Source organism: Pseudomonas sp. RIT-562 (assembly GCF_026241895.1).
Lineage (GTDB): Bacteria > Pseudomonadota > Gammaproteobacteria > Pseudomonadales > Pseudomonadaceae > Aquipseudomonas > Aquipseudomonas mandelii_F.
Genome location: NZ_JAPJIV010000014.1, coordinates 56,022 through 74,260 on the forward strand (window position 1 = coordinate 56,022; position 18,239 = coordinate 74,260).

The following is an 18,239-nucleotide window of genomic DNA, read 5'->3' on the forward strand; positions in this document are numbered from 1 at the left end:
ATATTTTCAATGCATTTACTGCGATCAGTCTGGTTGTCGCACCGCGAGCCGCAACCTCTGGATAAACCACGACTTGGCGTAGAAAGTTCATGCCGGATTCAGGTTTTGGCGCGCGGGGCCGAAATCCTATCAGACAAGTCCGTTTTACGCTGCCGAGTATTGGTCTTGTGTGCAAACCCGAGCCTGCCATCCGGGGTGAAATGCTGGCGATCCTTTATGACAAGAACAAGAAACCGGAGTAACCGCCTTATGAACAGCTTGCGCACTATGTCGATCAGTCGCCGCCTGTGGCTCATCCTGATTGTGGCCGTGATGATGCTGATGACGCTGGGCGGATTGATGCTCAGGCAGATTCACTCCGACTTGTACCAAGCCAAGGCGCAGAAAACCCAGCACGTGGTGCAGACCGCCAGCGGCATCCTCAACTATTACCACGACCTCGAAACCACCGGCGCGCTGACCCGCGAGGCGGCGCAGAAGCAGGCGCTGACGGCGGTGCGTGGCCTGCGGTACGACCAGAACGATTACTTCTGGATCAACGACCTGGTCCCGGTCATGGTCATGCACCCGGCCAACCCCAAACTCGATGGCCAGAATTTATCAGCGATCCGCGACCCGGACGGCTTTGCCCTGTTCAACGAGATGGTCGCGGTGGCCAAGGCCAAGGGTGCCGGCACGGTCAACTATCGCTGGCCCAAGCCCGGTGCCAGTGAGCCGGTAGAGAAAACCTCCTACGTCAAGTTGTTCGAGCCCTGGGGCTGGGTGATCGGTTCTGGTGTCTACATTGATGACATGCAAGGCGAGTTCTACGCCCAGGTGTGGAAAGCGACACTGGTCGGCCTGGTGATCGCGGCAATCATGGCGCTGCTGGTGATCCTGATTGCCCGCAGCATCGTGCGTCCCCTGCAGGAAACCGTGAATGCCATGGCCAATATCGCCAGCGGTGAGAGTGATCTGACCCGCAGCCTCGACACCCATGGTCGCGATGAGGTCACGCAACTGGCCCAGCACTTCAATGCGTTTACGGCCAAATTGCGTCTGGTCATTGGTCAGCTGCAAATCTCCGCCAGCGATCTCGGTGAATCGTCCAGCGCCTTGGGCAATGACGCCGCCGAGGCGCAACAACGCAGCCAGCAGCAGTCCCAGCAAATGGAACTGGTGGCAACGGCGATCAACGAGGTCACGTACGGAGTTCAGGACGTGGCGAAGAATGCCGAGCATGCCGCCAGCGAAATGCGCGATGCGCAAACCCAGGCGCAGCAGGGTCAGGTGAACATCGACGGCAGTTTGCAGCAAATCGACAAATTGTCCGGGACTATCGAACAGGCGGTTGAAGTGATTCGCACCTTGGCCGCCGAAAGTACGCAAATTGGCACGGTGCTCGAAGTGATCCGCTCGATTGCCGAGCAAACCAATCTGTTGGCACTCAACGCCGCCATTGAAGCCGCCCGGGCCGGTGAGCAGGGGCGCGGGTTTGCGGTAGTGGCGGACGAGGTCAGGTTGCTGGCGCAGCGCACGCAGAAATCCACGGCCGAGATTCAGTCGATGATCGAGCGTTTGCAGAATCATTCGGAAGCAGCCGTCAAGGTGATCGGCGACAGCAGCCGCGCATCGCAACTGACCATCGAACAGGCAGGCCTCGCCGGCGCGAGCTTGAGTGCCATCGGCCAGGCCTTGCGCAACCTCAACGGCCTGAACGCCTCCATCGCCAGCGCCACCTTGCAGCAGGCGCATGTGGTGGAGGATATCAACCAGAACGTGACCCAGGCCGCTGGTTTGTCCCACAGCACTGCGCTGGCGGCCGAGCAATCGAGCGTGGCCAGTGTGCGGCTCAAGGGGTTGAGTGAGCAGTTGAATGGCTTGCTCAAGCAGTTTCGGGTGTAACGAAATACTCCGACAACAATGACGCTGCCAGCGTGGCGGCTGTCCGGTACAATCCGCTCCCCTTCCCCTCCCAAGGAGCTTTCATGTCCGGGCTAGAACTGTTTGCCGCCGCCCTCGGTGTCATCGCCGTCTGGTTGACGGTCAAACAGAATCCCTGGTGCTGGCCGATCGGCCTGGTCATGGTCCTGCTCTATAGCTGGGTATTTTTCGAGGTGAAGCTGTACTCGGACATGCTGCTGCAGGTGGTCTACGCCGCGTTGCAAGTGTACGGCTGGTGGCAGTGGACGCGCGGCGGTGATCAACGGCTGGGGCGCCAGGTCAGCCAGCTCACGGCGGCACCGATCGCCTTGAGCTTGACCCTGGGCGCCATCGGCAGCCTCGCGCTGGGGGCAGCGATGGCGCACTGGACCGATGCGGCGCAACCCTGGCTGGATGCCGCGCTCACAGGGTTTAGTCTGGTGGCGCAACTGTGGATGGCACAGAAGCGCGTGCAATGCTGGCCGCTGTGGATCGTGCTGGACGTGATTTTCGTCGGGCTGTTCATTTACAAAGGCATGTACCTCACCGCCGGTCTTTACACGCTGTTCACCCTGATAGCGATCCAGGGCTGGCGTGAATGGCGCTCCGACCTGGCGTTGCGCGCATGAAGATCGTGGTGCTCACAGGTCCGGAATCCAGCGGCAAGAGCTGGCTGTCCAACTTGATCCAGGCGCATTTTGGCGGTGTGCTGGTCGGCGAATACGTTCGGCATTTCATCGACAGCCAAGCTCGCGACACCTGCTACGCAGACATCGAAGCCATAGCCCAAGGCCAGTTGGCCTGGGAGGACGCGGCTCGCGCCGGGCAACCGTCGCTGCTGATTCTCGACACCCACCTGTTGAGCAATATCCTCTGGAGCAACACCTTGTTTGGCGCCTGCCCGGCCTGGATCGAGCAGGCATTGCTGGCCCGGCACTACGACCTGCATTTGTTGCTCAGCCCGGAAGCCGTCAACTGGCACGACGACGGCCAGCGTTGCCAACCACACCTGGCAGAACGTCAGGCATTTTTCCAGGCTACCGAGCAATGGCTCCAACAGCACCACCAGCCCTTCCAGGTCCTGCAAGGTGACTGGCAGGAACGCAAGGTCGCGGCTTTCGAAGCCGTATCACGCTTGCTTCAACCGGCTGCAACTGTCCATTCCTGAAACACACCCTGACGCGAAAACCCACGAGCTAAAGCGGCTTGGCGGGTTATTCGCGAAACTGTTAAGTCAATGAGACAACATCTCTTTGGCGGCGTTAGCGAGCGCCAGCGCCTCAATTGCGGGGAATATTCCCCAACTCTGTCTCACCGACTTTACAAAACTCAAACCAGCAAACCTAAATATTAAGTTAACTATCTGTATTTAAAGAAAAACCCAAAAGCGGCACACCTTCTGCTCTCTCCTTCGCAACGCTGATAAGGGCCAGCGTTCACTTACAGAAGGAATTGCCGCCGTGGGGAAATTCGATAATCGCATCTATGGCCTGCTACTGATTGGATGCGCACTCGCCATCAGTGCCTCACTGCCTGCACATGCCGATAACGGCATCATTACAATCAAGCGTGATGTGCAAACACGCAATGCCGTTATTCCTCCGCTGGTCCCCGATCCGAACCCGACTACCGTCAACGCCAACCCGTCTCAACATATTCTCAAACAGACGAATGAGTTGAGCGATGGCGACTTTGCCAACGTTGCCAGCGGCGCCAGTATTTCGCGCATGGTCACGCAGAACACCAATAACCTGACCGGCAATATGAACCAAACCCAACTTTCCAACCAGCCCGCCGGGCGTTCGGGAAATTCGGGTGGCGGCATTGCCAACATGGTCAATTCAAGTATGACCAAGGGTCTGGGCACGCTGAACATCATAACGGGAGGCCGTTAGGATGAACCGCACGCTGCTCGTCATCGCCATGTTTTGCAGTGCATCAACCTTCGCCCAATCTCCGGTGATCAACAACGCCGAAATCGATAATTCCGGCATGCAATACCAAGGCAACCTTACGGTTAACCAGGCGGCTGGCGATCAGCAACAACAGGCCAACGCCCGAGCTATCGCCATTGGCCACGGCGCCAGTGCGACCACGCAGATTCGCCAGCGCTCAGGTAGCGTTGGCAACCCGGCGATGGATGCCAGCTCCAGCATTCAAGGCGACTCCTTCAGTCGCGGCAACGGTGCACTGGGCGTGAACCAGAGCTCCGGCGCCAGCAACCAGCAGGCGAACGCACTGCGCATCAGCGTCAGTGACCAGCCGCAAAGTATCGACGACAGCGTCCTCATGCAACAGAACGTGGCGCTGCTCAACAACTCCGATGCAATTGACTCTGCACCAGGCTATCGCCAGGTCACCACCAGTGACCAGGCTTTCACCGGTAGCCGCGGGGTAATTCAGTTGAATCAGAGTGCCGGGGTGGGAAATCGAATGGGTAACACCCTGAGCATACGGGTCGCGGATTGACCCAAACAGGTAATAACAACACTTAACCTAAAATAAGTACGGAGAATCACCATGAAACCTTCGATGGCAATAAAGCCTCTGGTTTTCGCAATTGCTGCGGTCATGGCTGTTGCTGTACAAGCTGGGCAAAACGATAACAACGGCCATAACAATGGCCATAACAATGGTCATAACAACGGCCATCACAATGGCAATGGTAACGGTAATGGAGGCCCACGCACTCCTCCTCCAACCATGATCCCTGTTTATGCGACTGCCAATGCCATCGATAACCAAAGCAGCACTGGCAACCGCATCCGCAATGAAGGGACTGTAAACGAAGCTGAGATGAACAATTCGGCTACTGGCACCAGCGGCAACGTCGGCGTCAACGTGGCGGCAGGTAATGGCAACCAACAAGACAACGCGGCTGCCATCGCCAACGCTGCATCGGATTCCAGTCTCGATAACAGCTTCGTGTTTGGCACTGCCTCTGCCACTTCCACCGTTAACCAGTTCAGCAACAACAACACGGTTAACAACTTCGGCAGCACCTCCTCTGCCGTAATGAGTGGTTCGGCTAACGGCGGCAGCGGCAACATGGGTGTCAACATTGCTGGCGGCGACCTCAACCAGCAGAAAAACACCATGGCTATTGCTAACGCCAATGCTCCACTGGGCAACGCAACCGCCACTGCTTCTGCCAATCAAAGTGGCCCAGGCCTGACAGTCAACAACAATGCTGACCGCACTTATCGCCTGGATACCATCACCGTTACCAATACAGCCAGCGGTAGCGCTTCCCAAGGCTATGCGTCCGTTGCCAGTGGCAGTCAAAGCGCTTCCTCGAGCTTTGAATTGGCCGGCGCCCAAGCTTCAGCAGCCAGCGGATCCAGCAGCTGGAATGCCAGCGGCTCTCACAGCAGCGATTCGAGCGGTTCTTCGAACGCTTCTCTGAGCGCTACTTTGAGCGCTACGCTTGACGCTGCAGCAGAACGTGCCAGAAGCGCGACCTGGACTGAAGGCCGCCGCGAACGCAGCAGCAGCTCTGAGTCCAGCGGATCGCTCAACGCTTCGCTCGACGCCACTCTGGACGTGACCGTAGACAAGTCGTACACCAAATCGCACGACTCTTCGTTCGAAAAATCGTATGACAAAGCCTACGAAAAAGCCCAGGCCTCGGCATACGAAAAATCGGGCAGCAAATCGTCCGAATCTGCGTATGACAAAGCTAAAGCCTACGCTGAGAGCAGTGCATATGATTTGAGCAATACTTACTCTTATCAAGTGCTGACTCCAACTGGCTGGGCCAACCCTGTCACCAACACCGCAACCCTCAGTGGTTCGGTTAACGGCGGCAGCGGCAACCTGGGTGTGAACGTGGCTGCTGGTGTGGGTAACCAACAAAGCAACTCGCTGTCCATTGCCAACCAGTCGTTCTAATCGTTGTCTGGAGGCCCCCTCACGGGGGCCTTTTCAACGCAACCAGAAGGCGTCCTACCATGCGCATCATCGCCTTGGCATTTTTGCTTTGCATGGCCAGTGTGATCGAGGCGGCTCAAATGCCGCTGTCTGTCATCCTGCCGGGTGGCGCGGTGGTGTACAAACCGATCCAGAGCATTCGCGAGCGTAAATTTGCCGACCTGGTACAGCAGAAAACCGACTTCAGTTGCGGCGCTGCGGCGCTGGCAACCATCTTGCGTCAGGCCTATTGGCTGGACGTGAATGAAGAACAGATCATCGAAGGCATGCTGGCCCACTCCGACCAGGATCTGGTTCGGGTCCAGGGCTTTTCCATGCTCGACATGAAGCGTTACGTGGAAAGTATCGGCATGCGGGCCCGTGGCTATCGGGTTGCGCCGGAAACCTTGAGTGAGGTGAAAATTCCGGTGGTGGTGCTCCTGGATATTCGTGGCTACAAACACTTTGTAGTCATGCAAAGAGTCCACGATGGCTGGGTGTATATCGGGGACCCGGTACTGGGTCATAAACGGTTCAAGGTCGAAGACTTTGTCAAAGGCTGGAACGGCATCATCTTTGCCGTTATCGGTCAGGGCTATGACAAAACCAACGCCTTGCTCGACCCTCCTGTGCCACTTACCGCCAAAAACCGTATCAATGCATTCAGCCCGGTGCGAGACGCAGACCTGATGGATTTCGGGTTCATAAAAAGCGACTTCTTCTAATAACAAGGGAGCATGAAGCTCCGGGAGCATTCAATGAACACTTCAACCTGGCTGGCCGTCGTGTGCCTGGCTGCCAGCCTGCCAACACAAGCACAGACATTCAAACCCATCGAACTGAAGGATCAGGAACTGGCGAGCCTGCGCGGCCGCTATGTCATGCCCGGACGGATTATCAGCTTCGGCGTCGCCATGACCAGCACCTGGGAAAATGCCAAAGGCGAGCTGATCGGCGTCACTTCTTCGCTGCAAATTCAGAAATCGACGATCAAGCCGCAGTTCTATGTGTCGATGATCGACGAAAAAACCCCAGGTGCCAGCAGTTCGCAAGGCACCACGAGCAATTCGGCTACTAATACAGGGGGCGCAAGCCCAGCCGTCGCTTCGACCGGCACCGGCACCGTCACTGGCGGCAACGGCCTCAATACCACCGAAGGTGTTACCCAAGTCGTGCGGGCGGCCGGCGACAACAACACTGCCTACAACAATGTCGATATCAACGTGACCAAGGCGAACGAGGCGCCAGTCATGCAACCCCAGGGCCAGGCACTGACTGCAGGCACGACTCTGGTGGGCAACAGCGGCGCAGGCTCCCTGAGCGTTTCGTCGACCGGCACAGGTGTGCAACTCAACATCGTCGCCAACAACAATCAGGGCAGCACCATGCAACGCCTGGCCCAGGGTGGCCTGATGCAGAACACGACTTTGCTCGGAAGTAGCAACCAGGTGCGCAACCTCACGTCGTTCAATGTGGTGCTGCGTGACAGTGCGACTACAGGCGGGTCACTGACCGGTAATCTGGACCAACTCAAAGGTCTTCGTAGTGCCGGATTCTGATCTACGCTCAGTCTCATCAGAAGTAGTCAGAAGGGACGGCTAACCCATGCACCGATCGTTAACGCTCAGAGCAATCGTCTGTTTGAGTAGCCTGGCTCCGGTCACACTGTTGTACGCAGCGACGGATCCCCAGGTTGAAGCACTAAAACAAGAACTCATGGAGTTGAAAAAGCGTTACGAAGTACAGCAAAACGCGCTGATGGTACTCGAACAACGGGTGCGTCAAGTCGAGGAAACCCCGACGACCCCTGCCCCCAAACGCCTGACCAAATCCCCCGCCGACCCGGCCAGGGGGGGGCAGGCGGTGGCCGCAGGTGCCCCGGGAACCACTGGCAGTTCCTATGGCCAGTCGCTCAAGGAGGACTCGGAGCCAGCGCCAAGCGTTTCCAACCTGTATGACGAAGCCAGTGGCTTCTTCGGTGGCGGTAAATTCAGCGTCGAAACCGGCCTGACCTACACCCACTACGACACTCGCGCATTGACGCTCAATGGCTTCCTGGCACTGGACTCGATCTTCCTGGGCAACATCAACCTTGACCGTATCAAGGCAGATAACTGGACCTTGGACCTCACGGCTCGCTACAACCTGGCGCAGCGCTGGCAGTTCGATATAAACGTGCCCGTGGTTTATCGAGAGTCGACTTATTCCTCCGGAGGTGCAGGTGGCGCAGGCCCGGTGACGTCGGATGCAACCGTTACTCGCGACCCGACCATTGGCGATGTGAACGTTGGTGTGGCATACAAATTCCTCGACGAGTCGGTCAACCTGCCTGACGCGGTCGCCACACTACGGATCAAGGCGCCAACCGGCAAGGACCCCTATGGCATCAAGCTGGTCAGTGACCCCACCAACGATAACCTCGCAGTGCCTGAAGACCTGCCGACCGGTAACGGTGTCTGGGCCATCACGCCCGGCATCTCGCTGGTCAAGACCTTCGACCCGGCGGTGCTGTTTGGCAGTCTGTCGTACACCTATAACATGCAGGATTCTTTCAGCGATATCAGTGCTCAGGTCGGTTCCAAGGTCAAAGGCGATGTGAAACTGGGGGATTCCTGGCAGGTCGGCGCGGGTATTGCGTTCGCTCTGAACGAGAAGATGAGTATGTCGTTTTCGTTCACCGATCAGTTTGCTCGCAAGAGCAAGATCAAGCCGGATGGCGGGGATTGGCAGTCTATTAGTAATAGTGACTACAACTCGGCGAACTTCAACATTGGTATGACGTTGGCGGCTACCGATAAGCTGACCATCGTGCCTAACTTGGCAATTGGGCTGACGGACGACTCGCCGGACTTTTCGTTTAGCCTGAAATTCCCTTATTACTTCTGAGGGGTGTATGGATGTATGTTGGTAAAGACCGCTGCGACTTATGTTGTGGCGGTTTTTTTTGGGGTGTTTTTTGTGCATATCCATTGTTGGTGTAACGGCTGCTAATGGTTCCGCCCTTACGGCGGGTTACTTTGAAAAGGCTGCGCGCCCCGGCGCAAAGTAACCAAACGCTTCTTGCCCCACCACTCGGCACCTCGCCTAGGCTCGGTGTGCCCGAACGCAGGCATTGCTCCGCAGGTCGCTGCGATGGGCCCTCCCTGGCCCAGCGCAGCTAAACCGGCATCCTTGCCGGTTTACCCGCTGCCTAATGCCTGCGTTCGGCCAGCGTGGTTAACGGGGCGTCCGTGATCAAAAACCGGGCCGAGGCGGCCTGAAAGCCGACCTGGCACGAAGTTCGACTTTGCATCGGCGGTGTTACGTGAACGCGAATTTTTGGCACAACCAAAATCCCCTGTAGGAGCCCGGCTTGCCGGCGATGGCATCCGCGAGATCGCCATCGCCGGCAAGCCGGGCTCCTACAGGGAATCGTGTTTATTCAGTAAGACGCGTAATCGTTCACGTCCATCGCGAGCAGGCACGCTCCTACAGAGGGGTGGCGGCAATGCGAGAGGAAAGGCACGACCAGACAAGCGCAGCGCGCCGGCTTGATGCCTTGGTCGGCCCGAAGGCCGCCACGGCCATGTTCTTGATCGCGGACGCCCATTAACCACGCTGGCCGAACGCAGGTATTGCGCAGCGGGGAAACCGGCAAGGATGCCGGTTTAGCCGCGCTGGGCCAGGGATGGCCCATCGCGGCGACCCGCGGAGCAATGCCGGAGTGAGGGCACACCGAGCCTAAGCGAGGTGCCAAGTGGTGGGGCAAGAAGCGTTTGGTTACTTTGCGCTTTTCAAAGTAAACCGCCGTAAGGGCGGAACCATAAGCAGCCGTAACCGCAGCAACGGATATGTACAAAACCAAAAACCCAAAAACCCAAAAACCCAAAAACCCTCAACGAATCTGATGCTTATGCAACAACCGATAAAATGTCGGCCTGGAAATCCCCAGCACCTTAGCCGCAATACTCAAATTGTCACTATGCCGATTCAGCACATCACACAACGCCTGGCGCTCAGCCCGGGTCTTGTAGTCCTCAAGCGTACCCATCGGCGCGACCACCGCATGCTGGCTGATCAACCCCAGGTCGCGGGCTTCTATTTGCCGCCCTTCGGCCAGTACCAAGCCGCGACGCACACGGTTGGCCAGCTCGCGCACGTTGCCCGGCCAATCATGTTTACCCATCGCAATCAGCGCGTCATCACTGAAGCTGCGGGGGCGACGGCCAGTTTCATGGCTGTAGAAGTGCGAGAAGTGATTGGCCAGCATCGACAAGTCGCCATGTCGCTCACGCAGCGGTGCAGTGACGACTTGCAGGACGTTTAGGCGATAGTACAAATCCTCACGAAAACGCTTCTTCTCGATTGCCGCCTCCAAGTCGACGTGGGTCGCTGCCAGCACCCGTACATCCACCGGGATTGGCTGGCTGCCGCCAACATGCTCGATATGTTTTTCCTGCAGAAAGCGCAGCAGATTGGCTTGCAACTCCAGTGGCAGGTCACCGATTTCATCGAGGAACAGCGTGCCGCCATTTGCCGCTTCAATCCGGCCGACCTTACGCTGGTGGGCGCCGGTAAATGCGCCCTTCTCGTGGCCGAATAACTCGGACTGGATCAGATGTTCTGGAATGGCACCGCAGTTTATGGCGACGAAAGGTTTGCTGTGTCGCTGGGATTGCCGGTGCAAAGTGCGAGCCACCAGTTCTTTGCCGGTGCCGCTTTCGCCGCGGATGAGCACCGGCGACTCGGTGGGCGCGAGCTTGCTCAACAATCTGCGAAGTTCGCGGATCGGCTTGCTGTCGCCCAGTAGCTCGTGTTCAGGCTGGTCAACATGCACAGTGCCCTTGCCCCGCAACCGTGCCATGCCGAATGCGCGACCCAGGGTCACCTGTACGCGCGAAACATCGAACGGCAAGGTATGAAAGTCAAAAAACCATTCGCAGACAAAATCCCCGACATTCTGCAACCGCAGAACTTCCTGGTTAAGCACGGCGATCCATTCGGTGCCACTGCGACTGATCAATTCCTTGACCGCCTCGGGGCGCTCCAAATGAAAGGGTTGTAATCGCAACAGACCGACATCACAGGTTTTATCGAGGGCGTTTTCCAGAGTACAGCTGTCGACATCCCAGCCTATCGCTCGCAACCCAGGCAATAAGCGATGGCAGTCATCGCAAGGATCAACCACTAATAGACGTCGTTGGGCAGGCGCTTCGTTCATGACTGTTCCTTGGCGCCAAATTCGATTAAATAGTAGTAAAAACAGTCATTTGGCGGACCTGGCTGTAACATTAGCAAGAAATTGACAGTTGCTTGTACCGATTGACTATAGGGCTATCACCAAATCGGTTATAAGAAACTACTTGGTTAGTTACCTACCGAACTTCAACCTTTCATTCAGCTTTCAAAACAGCGTTAGAAGCAGTTTTTGTGTAAGAAAGTCGAAAATTCTTCAGTTCGAGTGTGACCCGACTGCAGGTTGCGGACATCAGTACAAGTAACCAGCCGAATGGGCAGCCCGACCATCGGCCTATTACTGATTGGGCATATAGAGAGAGAATCCCATGAACGCCCCGCTCCGTATCAACGAAGCTCTTTTGATTGCAGACAGCGCATTCCAGCCTTTTCAATGCGTGGCCTGGTCTCTACAAGATGGCAACGGTGAACTCAGCCTGACAGTGATCGACCGCACCAACAGCAGTATAGGCCGCAAGCAGATCCCCAGCAGTGCCTACACCGATCCGGCCCAACTCGAGCGCGTGCTCAAACAAACCCGCGAAGAACTGAGCCGCGACGGCTACAACCTTGAATCGTGGTCGATGCCACACTGATGACGACGCGGATTACTGTGCAGTAATCCGCGTCTCCCTCCGCTGTATCAGCAAGTAACCGACACGTATTTTTGATACTGCCAAGGTATTAATTACTTGGCAGGCTTGCCAATGGTTCAAAAAGTCACTGTTCTGGCACACAGCGACCCTCCGCCTGTTATTTCTGTCAGTTGTGCGTTTTGCCATTCAGGGTTTGAATATCTTCCTTATAAGGTCGCCAGGCCTAATTTCTGGACGACGACTCGCAAGGAGATGCGTGCATGTCAATCCAGGTTGCCTTAGCCGTCCCCGCAACACACAGCCAAGCCGGTCACCTCGACCTGTCGTTCGCCGCCAAGGGCATCGCCCAGGTGTATTTCGCCGGCAGCCTCTCAAGCATGACCCATCACGTCGCCATCGATTCCAACGGGCGCATCCTGGTTGCCGCTAAGGTCGCAACGGCGGGTGGCACTCGCTTTGGTTTGGCGCGCCTGCTGGCCGATGGTTCTGCAGACCTGTCTTTCGGTGAGCAAGGCAGTGTCATCGGCCAGTTCGAGCATGGTTTCGAGGCGATGGCCGGCAAGGTTGCTGTGCTGCCCAATGGCAATATCCTGCTGGCAGGGCTGCATTACCTTAATGGCCACCGGACGCTTCCAGCCCTGGCGATGTTTGACCACGTCGGGAATCCGGTGCGAGCCTTCGGTGAAAATGGCCGTTGCGTGGTGCGCCTGCCCGGCAATCTTGCCGTGGGCTTGCGTGATGCCTGGTTGCCGCCCGGCGTTCCGGGGGCCGAAGCCTGTGACCTGCGCCTGCAGCCAGACGGGCGAATCTTGCTGCTGGCCAATCACCATTTCGAGCTGGCCGATCATGTCGGCTTGCTTATCTGCCTGAATCACAACGGTTCACTGGACAGTTCATTCAACGGCCGCGGATTTGTGATCGTCAGGCACTTGCTGATGAATACCTGGCTCAGCAGTCTGCTGCTGCAACGAGATGGTCGGATCCTGGTGGGTGGCTCGATCAACTTCCCCGAGGAAGGGTTGCTCGCCCGCTACAACGAAAACGGGCAATTGGACACGACCTTCGCCGTCGACGGTTTCATGAGTTTTAATTGCGGCGGGCGCAGCGTCCAGGTCAGTCATATTGTCCAGCAGCACCATGACGAGCTGCTCTGCTTCGGCAGCAGCCGCGACCCCATGCACTGCCTGTCCTTGAAGTTGCACAGCAACGGGCGTGCGGACAGTCATTGCCATGGCGGCCAGCCGGCATTGCTGGATATTGGCCGCAGCGGCTGCCAATGGAGCGCGGCACTGGCCTTGCCGGATGGCTGCACCCTGGCGGCGGGTGGGACGATTGGCGGCTGTGAAGCCGACTTCATTTTGGCCCGGTATCTGCCCGATGGGCAGTTGGATCGGCAGTTTGGCGATGGCCTGGGGTGGGTTCGTACTCGGCTGGGGCGCAGCCTGGATACTGCGACTTCGCTGGTGGCCCAGACGGATGGGGCGATACTGGTTGGAGGACATTCGCTGGATGGCAATTACCGGGCGATTGTGGCGCGGTACTTGGGGTGACTTGATATTCCTCGCTTCTTACGGCAACTTGCGCGCTTCTTAAAACAAGGAGCAGCCGATGTCCGGTTCAATGGCCCAGGCGTTCGCGCATAACTTTCTCGGGCAATCTCCCCGCTGGTACAAGGCGAGCATCGTAGGCTTCCTGATTCTCAACGCCCTGGTGTTGTGGACGGTCGGCCCAGTGGCGGCAGGTTGGTTGCTGGTCCTGGAGTTTATTTTCACCCTGGCCATGGCGCTCAAATGCTATCCGTTGATGCCCGGCGGTCTGCTGCTGGTTGAAGCCCTGCTGCTGAAGATGACCACGCCCCAGGCGCTGTATGACGAACTGGTGCACAACTTCCCGGTGATCCTGCTGCTGATGTTCATGGTCGCAGGTATCTACTTCATGAAAGACCTGCTGTTGTTCCTGTTCTCGCGGCTGCTGCTCGGCGTGCGGTCCAAGGCGTTGCTGGCGCTGCTGTTCTGCTTCTTGTCGGCGTTTTTGTCGGCCTTTCTCGATGCCCTGACCGTGACCGCCGTGATCATCAGCGCGGCGGTAGGCTTTTATTCGGTGTACCACCGAGTGGCCTCGGGCAATGACCCGCGCCAGGACAGTGGCTTCGCCGATGACCGTCACCTGCCGCAATTGCATCACGAGGACCTTGAACAGTTTCGCGCCTTCTTGCGCAGTCTGTTGATGCATGGCGCGGTCGGCACTGCGCTGGGCGGCGTTTGCACCCTGGTGGGTGAGCCGCAAAACCTGCTGATTGGTCACGAGATGGGCTGGCACTTTTCCGAGTTCTTCCTCAAGGTAGCTCCGGTTTCGTTGCCGGTGCTGGTGGCTGGCCTGGTGACCTGCGTGTTATTGGAAAAACTGCGCTGGTTCGGCTACGGCACGCTGCTGCCGGATAACGTTCGCGCCGTGCTGGCCAACTACGCAGCGCAAGATAACGCCGAGCGTACTTCACGCCAGCGTGCTGCACTGATCGTACAGGGCCTGGCCGCGTTGATTCTGATCGGGTGCCTGGCCTTCCATGTCGCTGAAGTGGGGCTGATCGGGTTGATGGTAATCGTGCTGATCACGGCGTTCACCGGCATTACCGACGAACACCGCATCGGCAATGCGTTCAAGGACGCCATGCCCTTCACCGCGCTGTTGGTGGTGTTTTTCGCGGTCGTCGCGGTGATCCATGATCAGCAGCTGTTCACGCCGTTGATTCAGTGGGTTCTGGCGTTACCGACAGAACAACAACCGGGCATGTTGTTCATTGCCAACGGCCTGCTGTCGGCCATCAGCGACAACGTGTTCGTCGCAACCATTTACATCACTGAGGTGAAGCAGGCGTTTGTCTCCGGCCACATGAGCCGTGAACATTTCGAAACCCTGGCTATTGCGATCAACACTGGCACCAACTTGCCAAGCGTGGCGACGCCTAACGGCCAGGCGGCATTCCTGTTCCTGCTGACCTCGGCGATCGCCCCGCTGATTCGCCTGTCGTATGGGCGGATGGTGTGGATGGCGTTGCCGTATACGGTGGTGATGGGCGTGTTGGGGTGGTATGCGGTGAGCTATTGGTTGTAGACGGGACCTGAGGGCCTGCTGGATCCTGTGGGAGCGGGCTTGCTCGCGAAGGCGGTGTGTCATTCACCATATAGTTGACTGACACACCGCCTTCGCGAGCAAGCCCGCTCCCACATTGGTTTTCAGGTGCGCGTCCGGAGAATGTACTGCTCAATAGCCTGGGCTGCGCCATCTTCGGTATTGGAACCGGTGACGACATCAGCCTGGCGCTTCACCGCCTCCTCCGCCTGCCCCATGGCGATTGACAAGCCGGCCCGGTGAAACATCGCCGGGTCGTTGCCGCCATCGCCCAGCGCTGCCGTCTGCTGCAGTGGCACTCCCAGAAACTCGGCCAGTGTCACCAGCGCCGCGCCCTTGTTGGCCTGCATGGCCGTCACGTCCAGATACACCGGCTGCGAGCGCGAGACCTGCGCCTGGCCTTCTACCTTGGGCAATAACAGGGCTTCGAGTTCAATCAACAAGTCAGTGTTGTTGCTGGTCGCGACGATCTTGTCGATGCGCTCCAGGTAAGGTTCGAAGCTTGCGACCACCACCGGCGGATAACCCAGCCCATGTTGCTCTCTTGGCACCATCGGTCCGTCTGGGTCCTTGAGCAGCCAGTCACCGCCGCTGAACACCCAGATTTCCACGTCTGGGCGATCGGCAAACAACGCCAACGCCGTCAGGGCAGCGGTCGCCGGCAGGTAATGGGCAACCAGGATGCTGCCGTCGGGATTGACCAGCGTGCCACCGTTGAAGGCGGCCGTCGGCAGATCGACGCCCAGGGCTTCGATCTGCTGCAACATGGCTTTGGGCGGACGCCCGGTGGCCAGGCTGAACAGAACTCCGGCGTCACGCAACGATCGAACGGCCTCGATAGCGCTGGCTCAGACTGTGATCGGGCAGCAACAAAGTACCGTCCATGTCGCTGAGCAGGAAGCGGATGGGCGCGGGCGTCGACTCACTCATCCGAGGCTGTGCCAGACGCGGCCGTCGCGGGTCAGCAGATCTTCGCCTGCCTGGGGCCCGTTTTCACCGGCGGCATAGCTCTCGACGCTGGCGTCCTGCTGCCAGGCGTCGAGGAAAGGCTGCACGGCGCGCCAGCCATTCTCGATATTGTCGGCGCGCTGGAACAGGGTCTGGTCGCCGGTCAGGCAGTCGTAGATCAGCGTTTCATAGCCGGTGGACGGCTGCATTTCAAAGTAGTCCTTGTAGGCAAACCCCAGCTCGATATTGGCCATTTTCAAGGCTGGGCCAGGACGTTTGGCCAGCAGGTCGAACCACATGCCTTCATTGGGCTGGATCTGGATGCGCAGGTAAGTCGGCTGCAGCTCATCCACTTCGGTATCACGAAATTGCGCATAAGGCGCCGGTTTGAAGCAGATGACGATTTCCGTGTCGCGCACGCTCATGCGCTTGCCGGTGCGCAGATAGAACGGCACGCCAACCCAGCGCCAGTTGTCGATCATCACCTTGAGCGCGACGTAGGTTTCAGTGGTGCTGTCAGGCGCGACGTTGCCTTCCTGGCGATACCCGGGTAATGGCTTGCCCGCAACTTCACCGGCGCTGTACTGGCCACGCACCGAGTTGGCCCGGGCTTCTTCCACTGACCAGGGGCGGATCGCGCCGACCACCTTGGCCTTCTCGCCGCGCACCGCGTCGGCGCCAAAAGCGGCTGGGGGTTCCATGGCAACCATCGCCAGCAGCTGGAACAGGTGGTTGGGCACCATGTCGCGCAACGCACCGGTATGCTCGTAAAAGCTGCCGCGAGTTTCCACGCCGACGGTCTCGGCGGCAGTGATCTGCACGTGATCGATGTAGTGGTTGTTCCAGAATGCTTCGAACAGGCTGTTGGAGAACCGGCTGATCAGAATGTTCTGTACGGTTTCCTTGCCCAGGTAGTGATCGATCCGGTAGATCTGATTTTCCGACATGACCTTGAGCAGGCATGCGTTCAAGGCTTGTGCGGTCTGCAGGTCGGAGCCAAAAGGCTTCTCGATCACCACTCGACGAAACGCCTCGGGGGTTTCTTTCAGCAGCTTTGCGGCGCCCAGGCGGCGCACCACTTCGCTGAAGAAGCGTGGCGCGGTGGCCAGGTAGAACACCGCATTGCCGGTGCCGCTGTCGGCGATTTTCGCCGCCAGGGCTGAATAGGTGCTGTCGTCCAGAAAGTCGCCCTGGACGTAGCTGATGCCTTTGGCGAGTGTTGCCCACAACGCCGGATCAAGGGCTTCATCGCCCTTGCCGACTTTGTTGGGGGCTTGCGCTCGGATGAAGTCCTCGAGCTTCTGCGCAAAGGCCTCGTCACTGATGGCGTTGTGGTCAACGCCGATGATCCGCAATCCATCCCCCAGCAATCCATCGCGACTCAGGTTGTACAGCGCCGGCATCAGCAGGCGCTTGACCAGGTCACCATGGGCACCAAACAGGAACAGTGTGGTGGGTGGTGCCGGTTCTGCCTTGGATTTATTGCGGATCAGGCCGGTCATTTTTTCGAAGTCTCCACATGGCCGCCGAAGCCGAAGCGCTGGGCCGAGAGAATCTTGTCGCCAAAGGTGCCCTGCCCGCGTGAACGGTAGCGCGAGAACAGCGAGTTCGACAGCACTGGAACCGGTACCGACTGCTCCATGGCCGCTTCGATGGTCCAGCGTCCTTCGCCGCTGTCAGCTACCGAGCCGGAGTAACCCTCGAGTTTCGGGTCGCTGGCCAGGGCGTCTGCGGTCAGGTCGAGCAACCAGGACGAGACCACGCTGCCACGGCGCCAGACTTCGGCGATGTCGGCCACGTTGAGGTCGAAGCGCTGGTCTTCCGGCAGGCTTTCGCTGGCCTTGGTCTTGAGGATGTCGAAACCTTCGGCGAAGGCCTGCATCATTCCGTACTCGATGCCATTGTGGATCATCTTCACGAAGTGCCCGGAACCTGCAGGTCCTGCGTGGATGTAACCGCGTTCGGCACGGTCGTCATCGGACTTGCGATCCTTGGTGCGCGGGATGTCGCCTATGCCAGGTGCGAGGCTTTCGAACAGCGGGTCCAGGCGTTTGACCACCTCGGCTTCGCCGCCGATCATCATGCAGTAACCGCGCTCCAGGCCCCAGACGCCACCGGAGGTGCCGACGTCGATGTAGTGCAGGCCCTTTTCCGACAGGCTCTTGGCCCGGCGGATGTCGTCCTTATAAAAGGTGTTGCCGCCGTCGATGATGGTGTCGCCGGCTTCGAGCAAGGTGCTCAGGGTGTCGATGGTGTCTTCGGTCGGCGCGCCGGCCGGCAGCATGACCCAGACCGCACGCGGTTTGGCCAGGCCAGCCACCAGGGCCGGCAGGTCGATGACACCCTTGGCGCCTTCGGCGGCCAGGGTGTCGACAAAAGCGGTATTGCGGTCGTAGACAACGGTGGAATGCCCATTGAGCATCAGGCGCCGCGCAATATTACCGCCCATGCGGCCCAGTCCAATAATCCCGAGTTGCATGTGCTGATGCTCCTTACTGCAAATAATGTGTGTCAAAGGTTATAGCCCAACGCAACCTGTTC

At 58.3% G+C, this 18,239-nt stretch carries 15 protein-coding genes and 1 pseudogene; 12 read left to right on the forward strand and 4 right to left on the reverse strand.

Annotation, left to right across the window (positions count from 1 at the left end; all coding sequences use genetic code 11):
- The first annotated feature begins 249 nt into the window (after positions 1-249).
- The 9 genes from ORL50_RS17585 to fapF all read left to right on the forward strand — a co-directional run bounded on the left by ORL50_RS17585 (position 250) and on the right by fapF (position 8,697).
- Positions 250-1,884 (forward strand): methyl-accepting chemotaxis protein, encoded by a 1,635-nt coding sequence (locus tag ORL50_RS17585; RefSeq protein ID WP_266016811.1) that lies wholly within the window; start codon positions 250-252, stop codon positions 1,882-1,884.
- An 83-nt stretch (positions 1,885-1,967) separates the two neighbouring features.
- Positions 1,968-2,531, forward strand: a complete 564-nt coding sequence (gene pnuC / locus ORL50_RS17590) for a nicotinamide riboside transporter PnuC (RefSeq protein WP_266016812.1) — start codon at positions 1,968-1,970, stop codon at positions 2,529-2,531.
- Entirely contained in the window at positions 2,528-3,070 is a 543-nt protein-coding gene (locus ORL50_RS17595; RefSeq protein WP_266016971.1) for an AAA family ATPase, read from the forward strand. Before pnuC ends, ORL50_RS17595 begins: the two co-directional genes overlap by 4 nt.
- Before the next feature lie 292 nt (positions 3,071-3,362).
- Entirely contained in the window at positions 3,363-3,797 is a 435-nt protein-coding gene (gene fapA, locus ORL50_RS17600; protein WP_266016814.1) for a functional amyloid chaperone FapA, read from the forward strand.
- Between the two features lies 1 nt (position 3,798).
- Positions 3,799-4,371 carry a fibril amyloid subunit FapB gene (fapB, locus tag ORL50_RS17605; RefSeq protein ID WP_266016816.1) on the forward strand — a complete coding sequence of 191 codons (573 nt, stop codon included), beginning with the start codon at positions 3,799-3,801 and terminating at the stop codon, positions 4,369-4,371.
- A 51-nt stretch (positions 4,372-4,422) separates the two neighbouring features.
- Positions 4,423-5,793: an amyloid-like fimbrin subunit FapC gene (gene fapC / locus ORL50_RS17610; protein WP_266016817.1), complete on the forward strand. Its 1,371-nt coding sequence runs from the start codon at positions 4,423-4,425 to the stop codon at positions 5,791-5,793.
- 59 nt (positions 5,794-5,852) lie between these two features.
- Entirely contained in the window at positions 5,853-6,536 is a 684-nt protein-coding gene (gene fapD / locus ORL50_RS17615; RefSeq protein WP_266016819.1) for a fibril amyloid maturation endopeptidase FapD, read from the forward strand.
- Positions 6,537-6,569: 33 nt separating this feature from the next.
- Positions 6,570-7,370 carry a fibril amyloid subunit FapE gene (gene fapE, locus ORL50_RS17620; protein WP_266016821.1) on the forward strand — a complete coding sequence of 267 codons (801 nt, stop codon included), beginning with the start codon at positions 6,570-6,572 and terminating at the stop codon, positions 7,368-7,370.
- A gap of 46 nt (positions 7,371-7,416) precedes the next feature.
- Positions 7,417-8,697: a fibril amyloid transporter FapF gene (gene fapF, locus ORL50_RS17625; RefSeq protein ID WP_266016822.1), complete on the forward strand. Its 1,281-nt coding sequence runs from the start codon at positions 7,417-7,419 to the stop codon at positions 8,695-8,697.
- A 988-nt stretch (positions 8,698-9,685) separates the two neighbouring features.
- Here the strand turns inward: fapF and ORL50_RS17630 are convergent.
- Positions 9,686-11,011, reverse strand: coding sequence for a sigma-54 dependent transcriptional regulator (locus ORL50_RS17630; RefSeq protein WP_266016824.1), 1,326 nt, complete (start codon positions 11,009-11,011; stop codon positions 9,686-9,688).
- A gap of 343 nt (positions 11,012-11,354) precedes the next feature.
- On the opposite strand from ORL50_RS17630, the gene ORL50_RS17635 reads away from it, so the two are divergent.
- The 3 genes from ORL50_RS17635 to nhaB all read left to right on the forward strand — a co-directional run bounded on the left by ORL50_RS17635 (position 11,355) and on the right by nhaB (position 14,732).
- Positions 11,355-11,621, forward strand: coding sequence for a hypothetical protein (locus ORL50_RS17635; RefSeq protein ID WP_266016826.1), 267 nt, complete (start codon positions 11,355-11,357; stop codon positions 11,619-11,621).
- Positions 11,622-11,881: 260 nt separating this feature from the next.
- Positions 11,882-13,171 (forward strand): NHL repeat-containing protein, encoded by a 1,290-nt coding sequence (locus ORL50_RS17640; RefSeq protein WP_266016828.1) that lies wholly within the window; start codon positions 11,882-11,884, stop codon positions 13,169-13,171.
- Between the two features lie 58 nt (positions 13,172-13,229).
- A complete protein-coding gene (gene nhaB, locus ORL50_RS17645) occupies positions 13,230-14,732 on the forward strand; it encodes a sodium/proton antiporter NhaB (RefSeq protein WP_266016830.1) in 1,503 nt (500 codons plus the stop codon).
- Positions 14,733-14,854: 122 nt separating this feature from the next.
- Here the strand turns inward: nhaB and ORL50_RS17650 are convergent.
- The 3 genes and pseudogenes from ORL50_RS17650 to gnd form a co-directional block, all read right to left on the reverse strand.
- Positions 14,855-15,680, reverse strand: a pseudogene (locus ORL50_RS17650) (HAD family hydrolase).
- On the reverse strand, positions 15,677-17,200 hold the full coding sequence (gene zwf, locus ORL50_RS17655; RefSeq protein ID WP_266016832.1) for a glucose-6-phosphate dehydrogenase: 1,524 nt from the start codon (positions 17,198-17,200) through the stop codon (positions 15,677-15,679). Before zwf ends, ORL50_RS17650 begins: the two are co-directional and overlap by 4 nt.
- Positions 17,197-18,177, reverse strand: a complete 981-nt coding sequence (gene gnd, locus ORL50_RS17660) for a phosphogluconate dehydrogenase (NAD(+)-dependent, decarboxylating) (protein ID WP_266016834.1) — start codon at positions 18,175-18,177, stop codon at positions 17,197-17,199. The genes zwf and gnd overlap by 4 nt, the downstream gene beginning before the upstream one ends.
- Between the last annotated feature and the right edge of the window lie 62 nt (positions 18,178-18,239).

Excerpts from the sequence above, each read along its gene's own strand:
- ORL50_RS17585 (WP_266016811.1), top strand. The coding sequence starts at position 250 with ATGAACAGCTTGCGCACTATGTCGATCAGTCGCCGCCTGTGGCTCATC.
- pnuC (WP_266016812.1), top strand. The coding sequence starts at position 1,968 with ATGTCCGGGCTAGAACTGTTTGCCGCCGCCCTCGGTGTCATCGCCGTC.
- ORL50_RS17595 (WP_266016971.1), top strand. The coding sequence starts at position 2,528 with ATGAAGATCGTGGTGCTCACAGGTCCGGAATCCAGCGGCAAGAGCTGG.
- fapB (WP_266016816.1), top strand. The coding sequence starts at position 3,799 with ATGAACCGCACGCTGCTCGTCATCGCCATGTTTTGCAGTGCATCAACC.
- fapC (WP_266016817.1), top strand. The coding sequence starts at position 4,423 with ATGAAACCTTCGATGGCAATAAAGCCTCTGGTTTTCGCAATTGCTGCG.
- fapD (WP_266016819.1), top strand. The coding sequence starts at position 5,853 with ATGCGCATCATCGCCTTGGCATTTTTGCTTTGCATGGCCAGTGTGATC.
- fapE (WP_266016821.1), top strand. The coding sequence starts at position 6,570 with ATGAACACTTCAACCTGGCTGGCCGTCGTGTGCCTGGCTGCCAGCCTG.
- fapF (WP_266016822.1), top strand. The coding sequence starts at position 7,417 with ATGCACCGATCGTTAACGCTCAGAGCAATCGTCTGTTTGAGTAGCCTG.
- ORL50_RS17630 (WP_266016824.1), bottom strand. The coding sequence starts at position 11,011 with ATGAACGAAGCGCCTGCCCAACGACGTCTATTAGTGGTTGATCCTTGC.
- ORL50_RS17635 (WP_266016826.1), top strand. The coding sequence starts at position 11,355 with ATGAACGCCCCGCTCCGTATCAACGAAGCTCTTTTGATTGCAGACAGC.
- ORL50_RS17640 (WP_266016828.1), top strand. The coding sequence starts at position 11,882 with ATGTCAATCCAGGTTGCCTTAGCCGTCCCCGCAACACACAGCCAAGCC.
- nhaB (WP_266016830.1), top strand. The coding sequence starts at position 13,230 with ATGTCCGGTTCAATGGCCCAGGCGTTCGCGCATAACTTTCTCGGGCAA.
- zwf (WP_266016832.1), bottom strand. The coding sequence starts at position 17,200 with ATGACCGGCCTGATCCGCAATAAATCCAAGGCAGAACCGGCACCACCC.
- gnd (WP_266016834.1), bottom strand. The coding sequence starts at position 18,177 with ATGCAACTCGGGATTATTGGACTGGGCCGCATGGGCGGTAATATTGCG.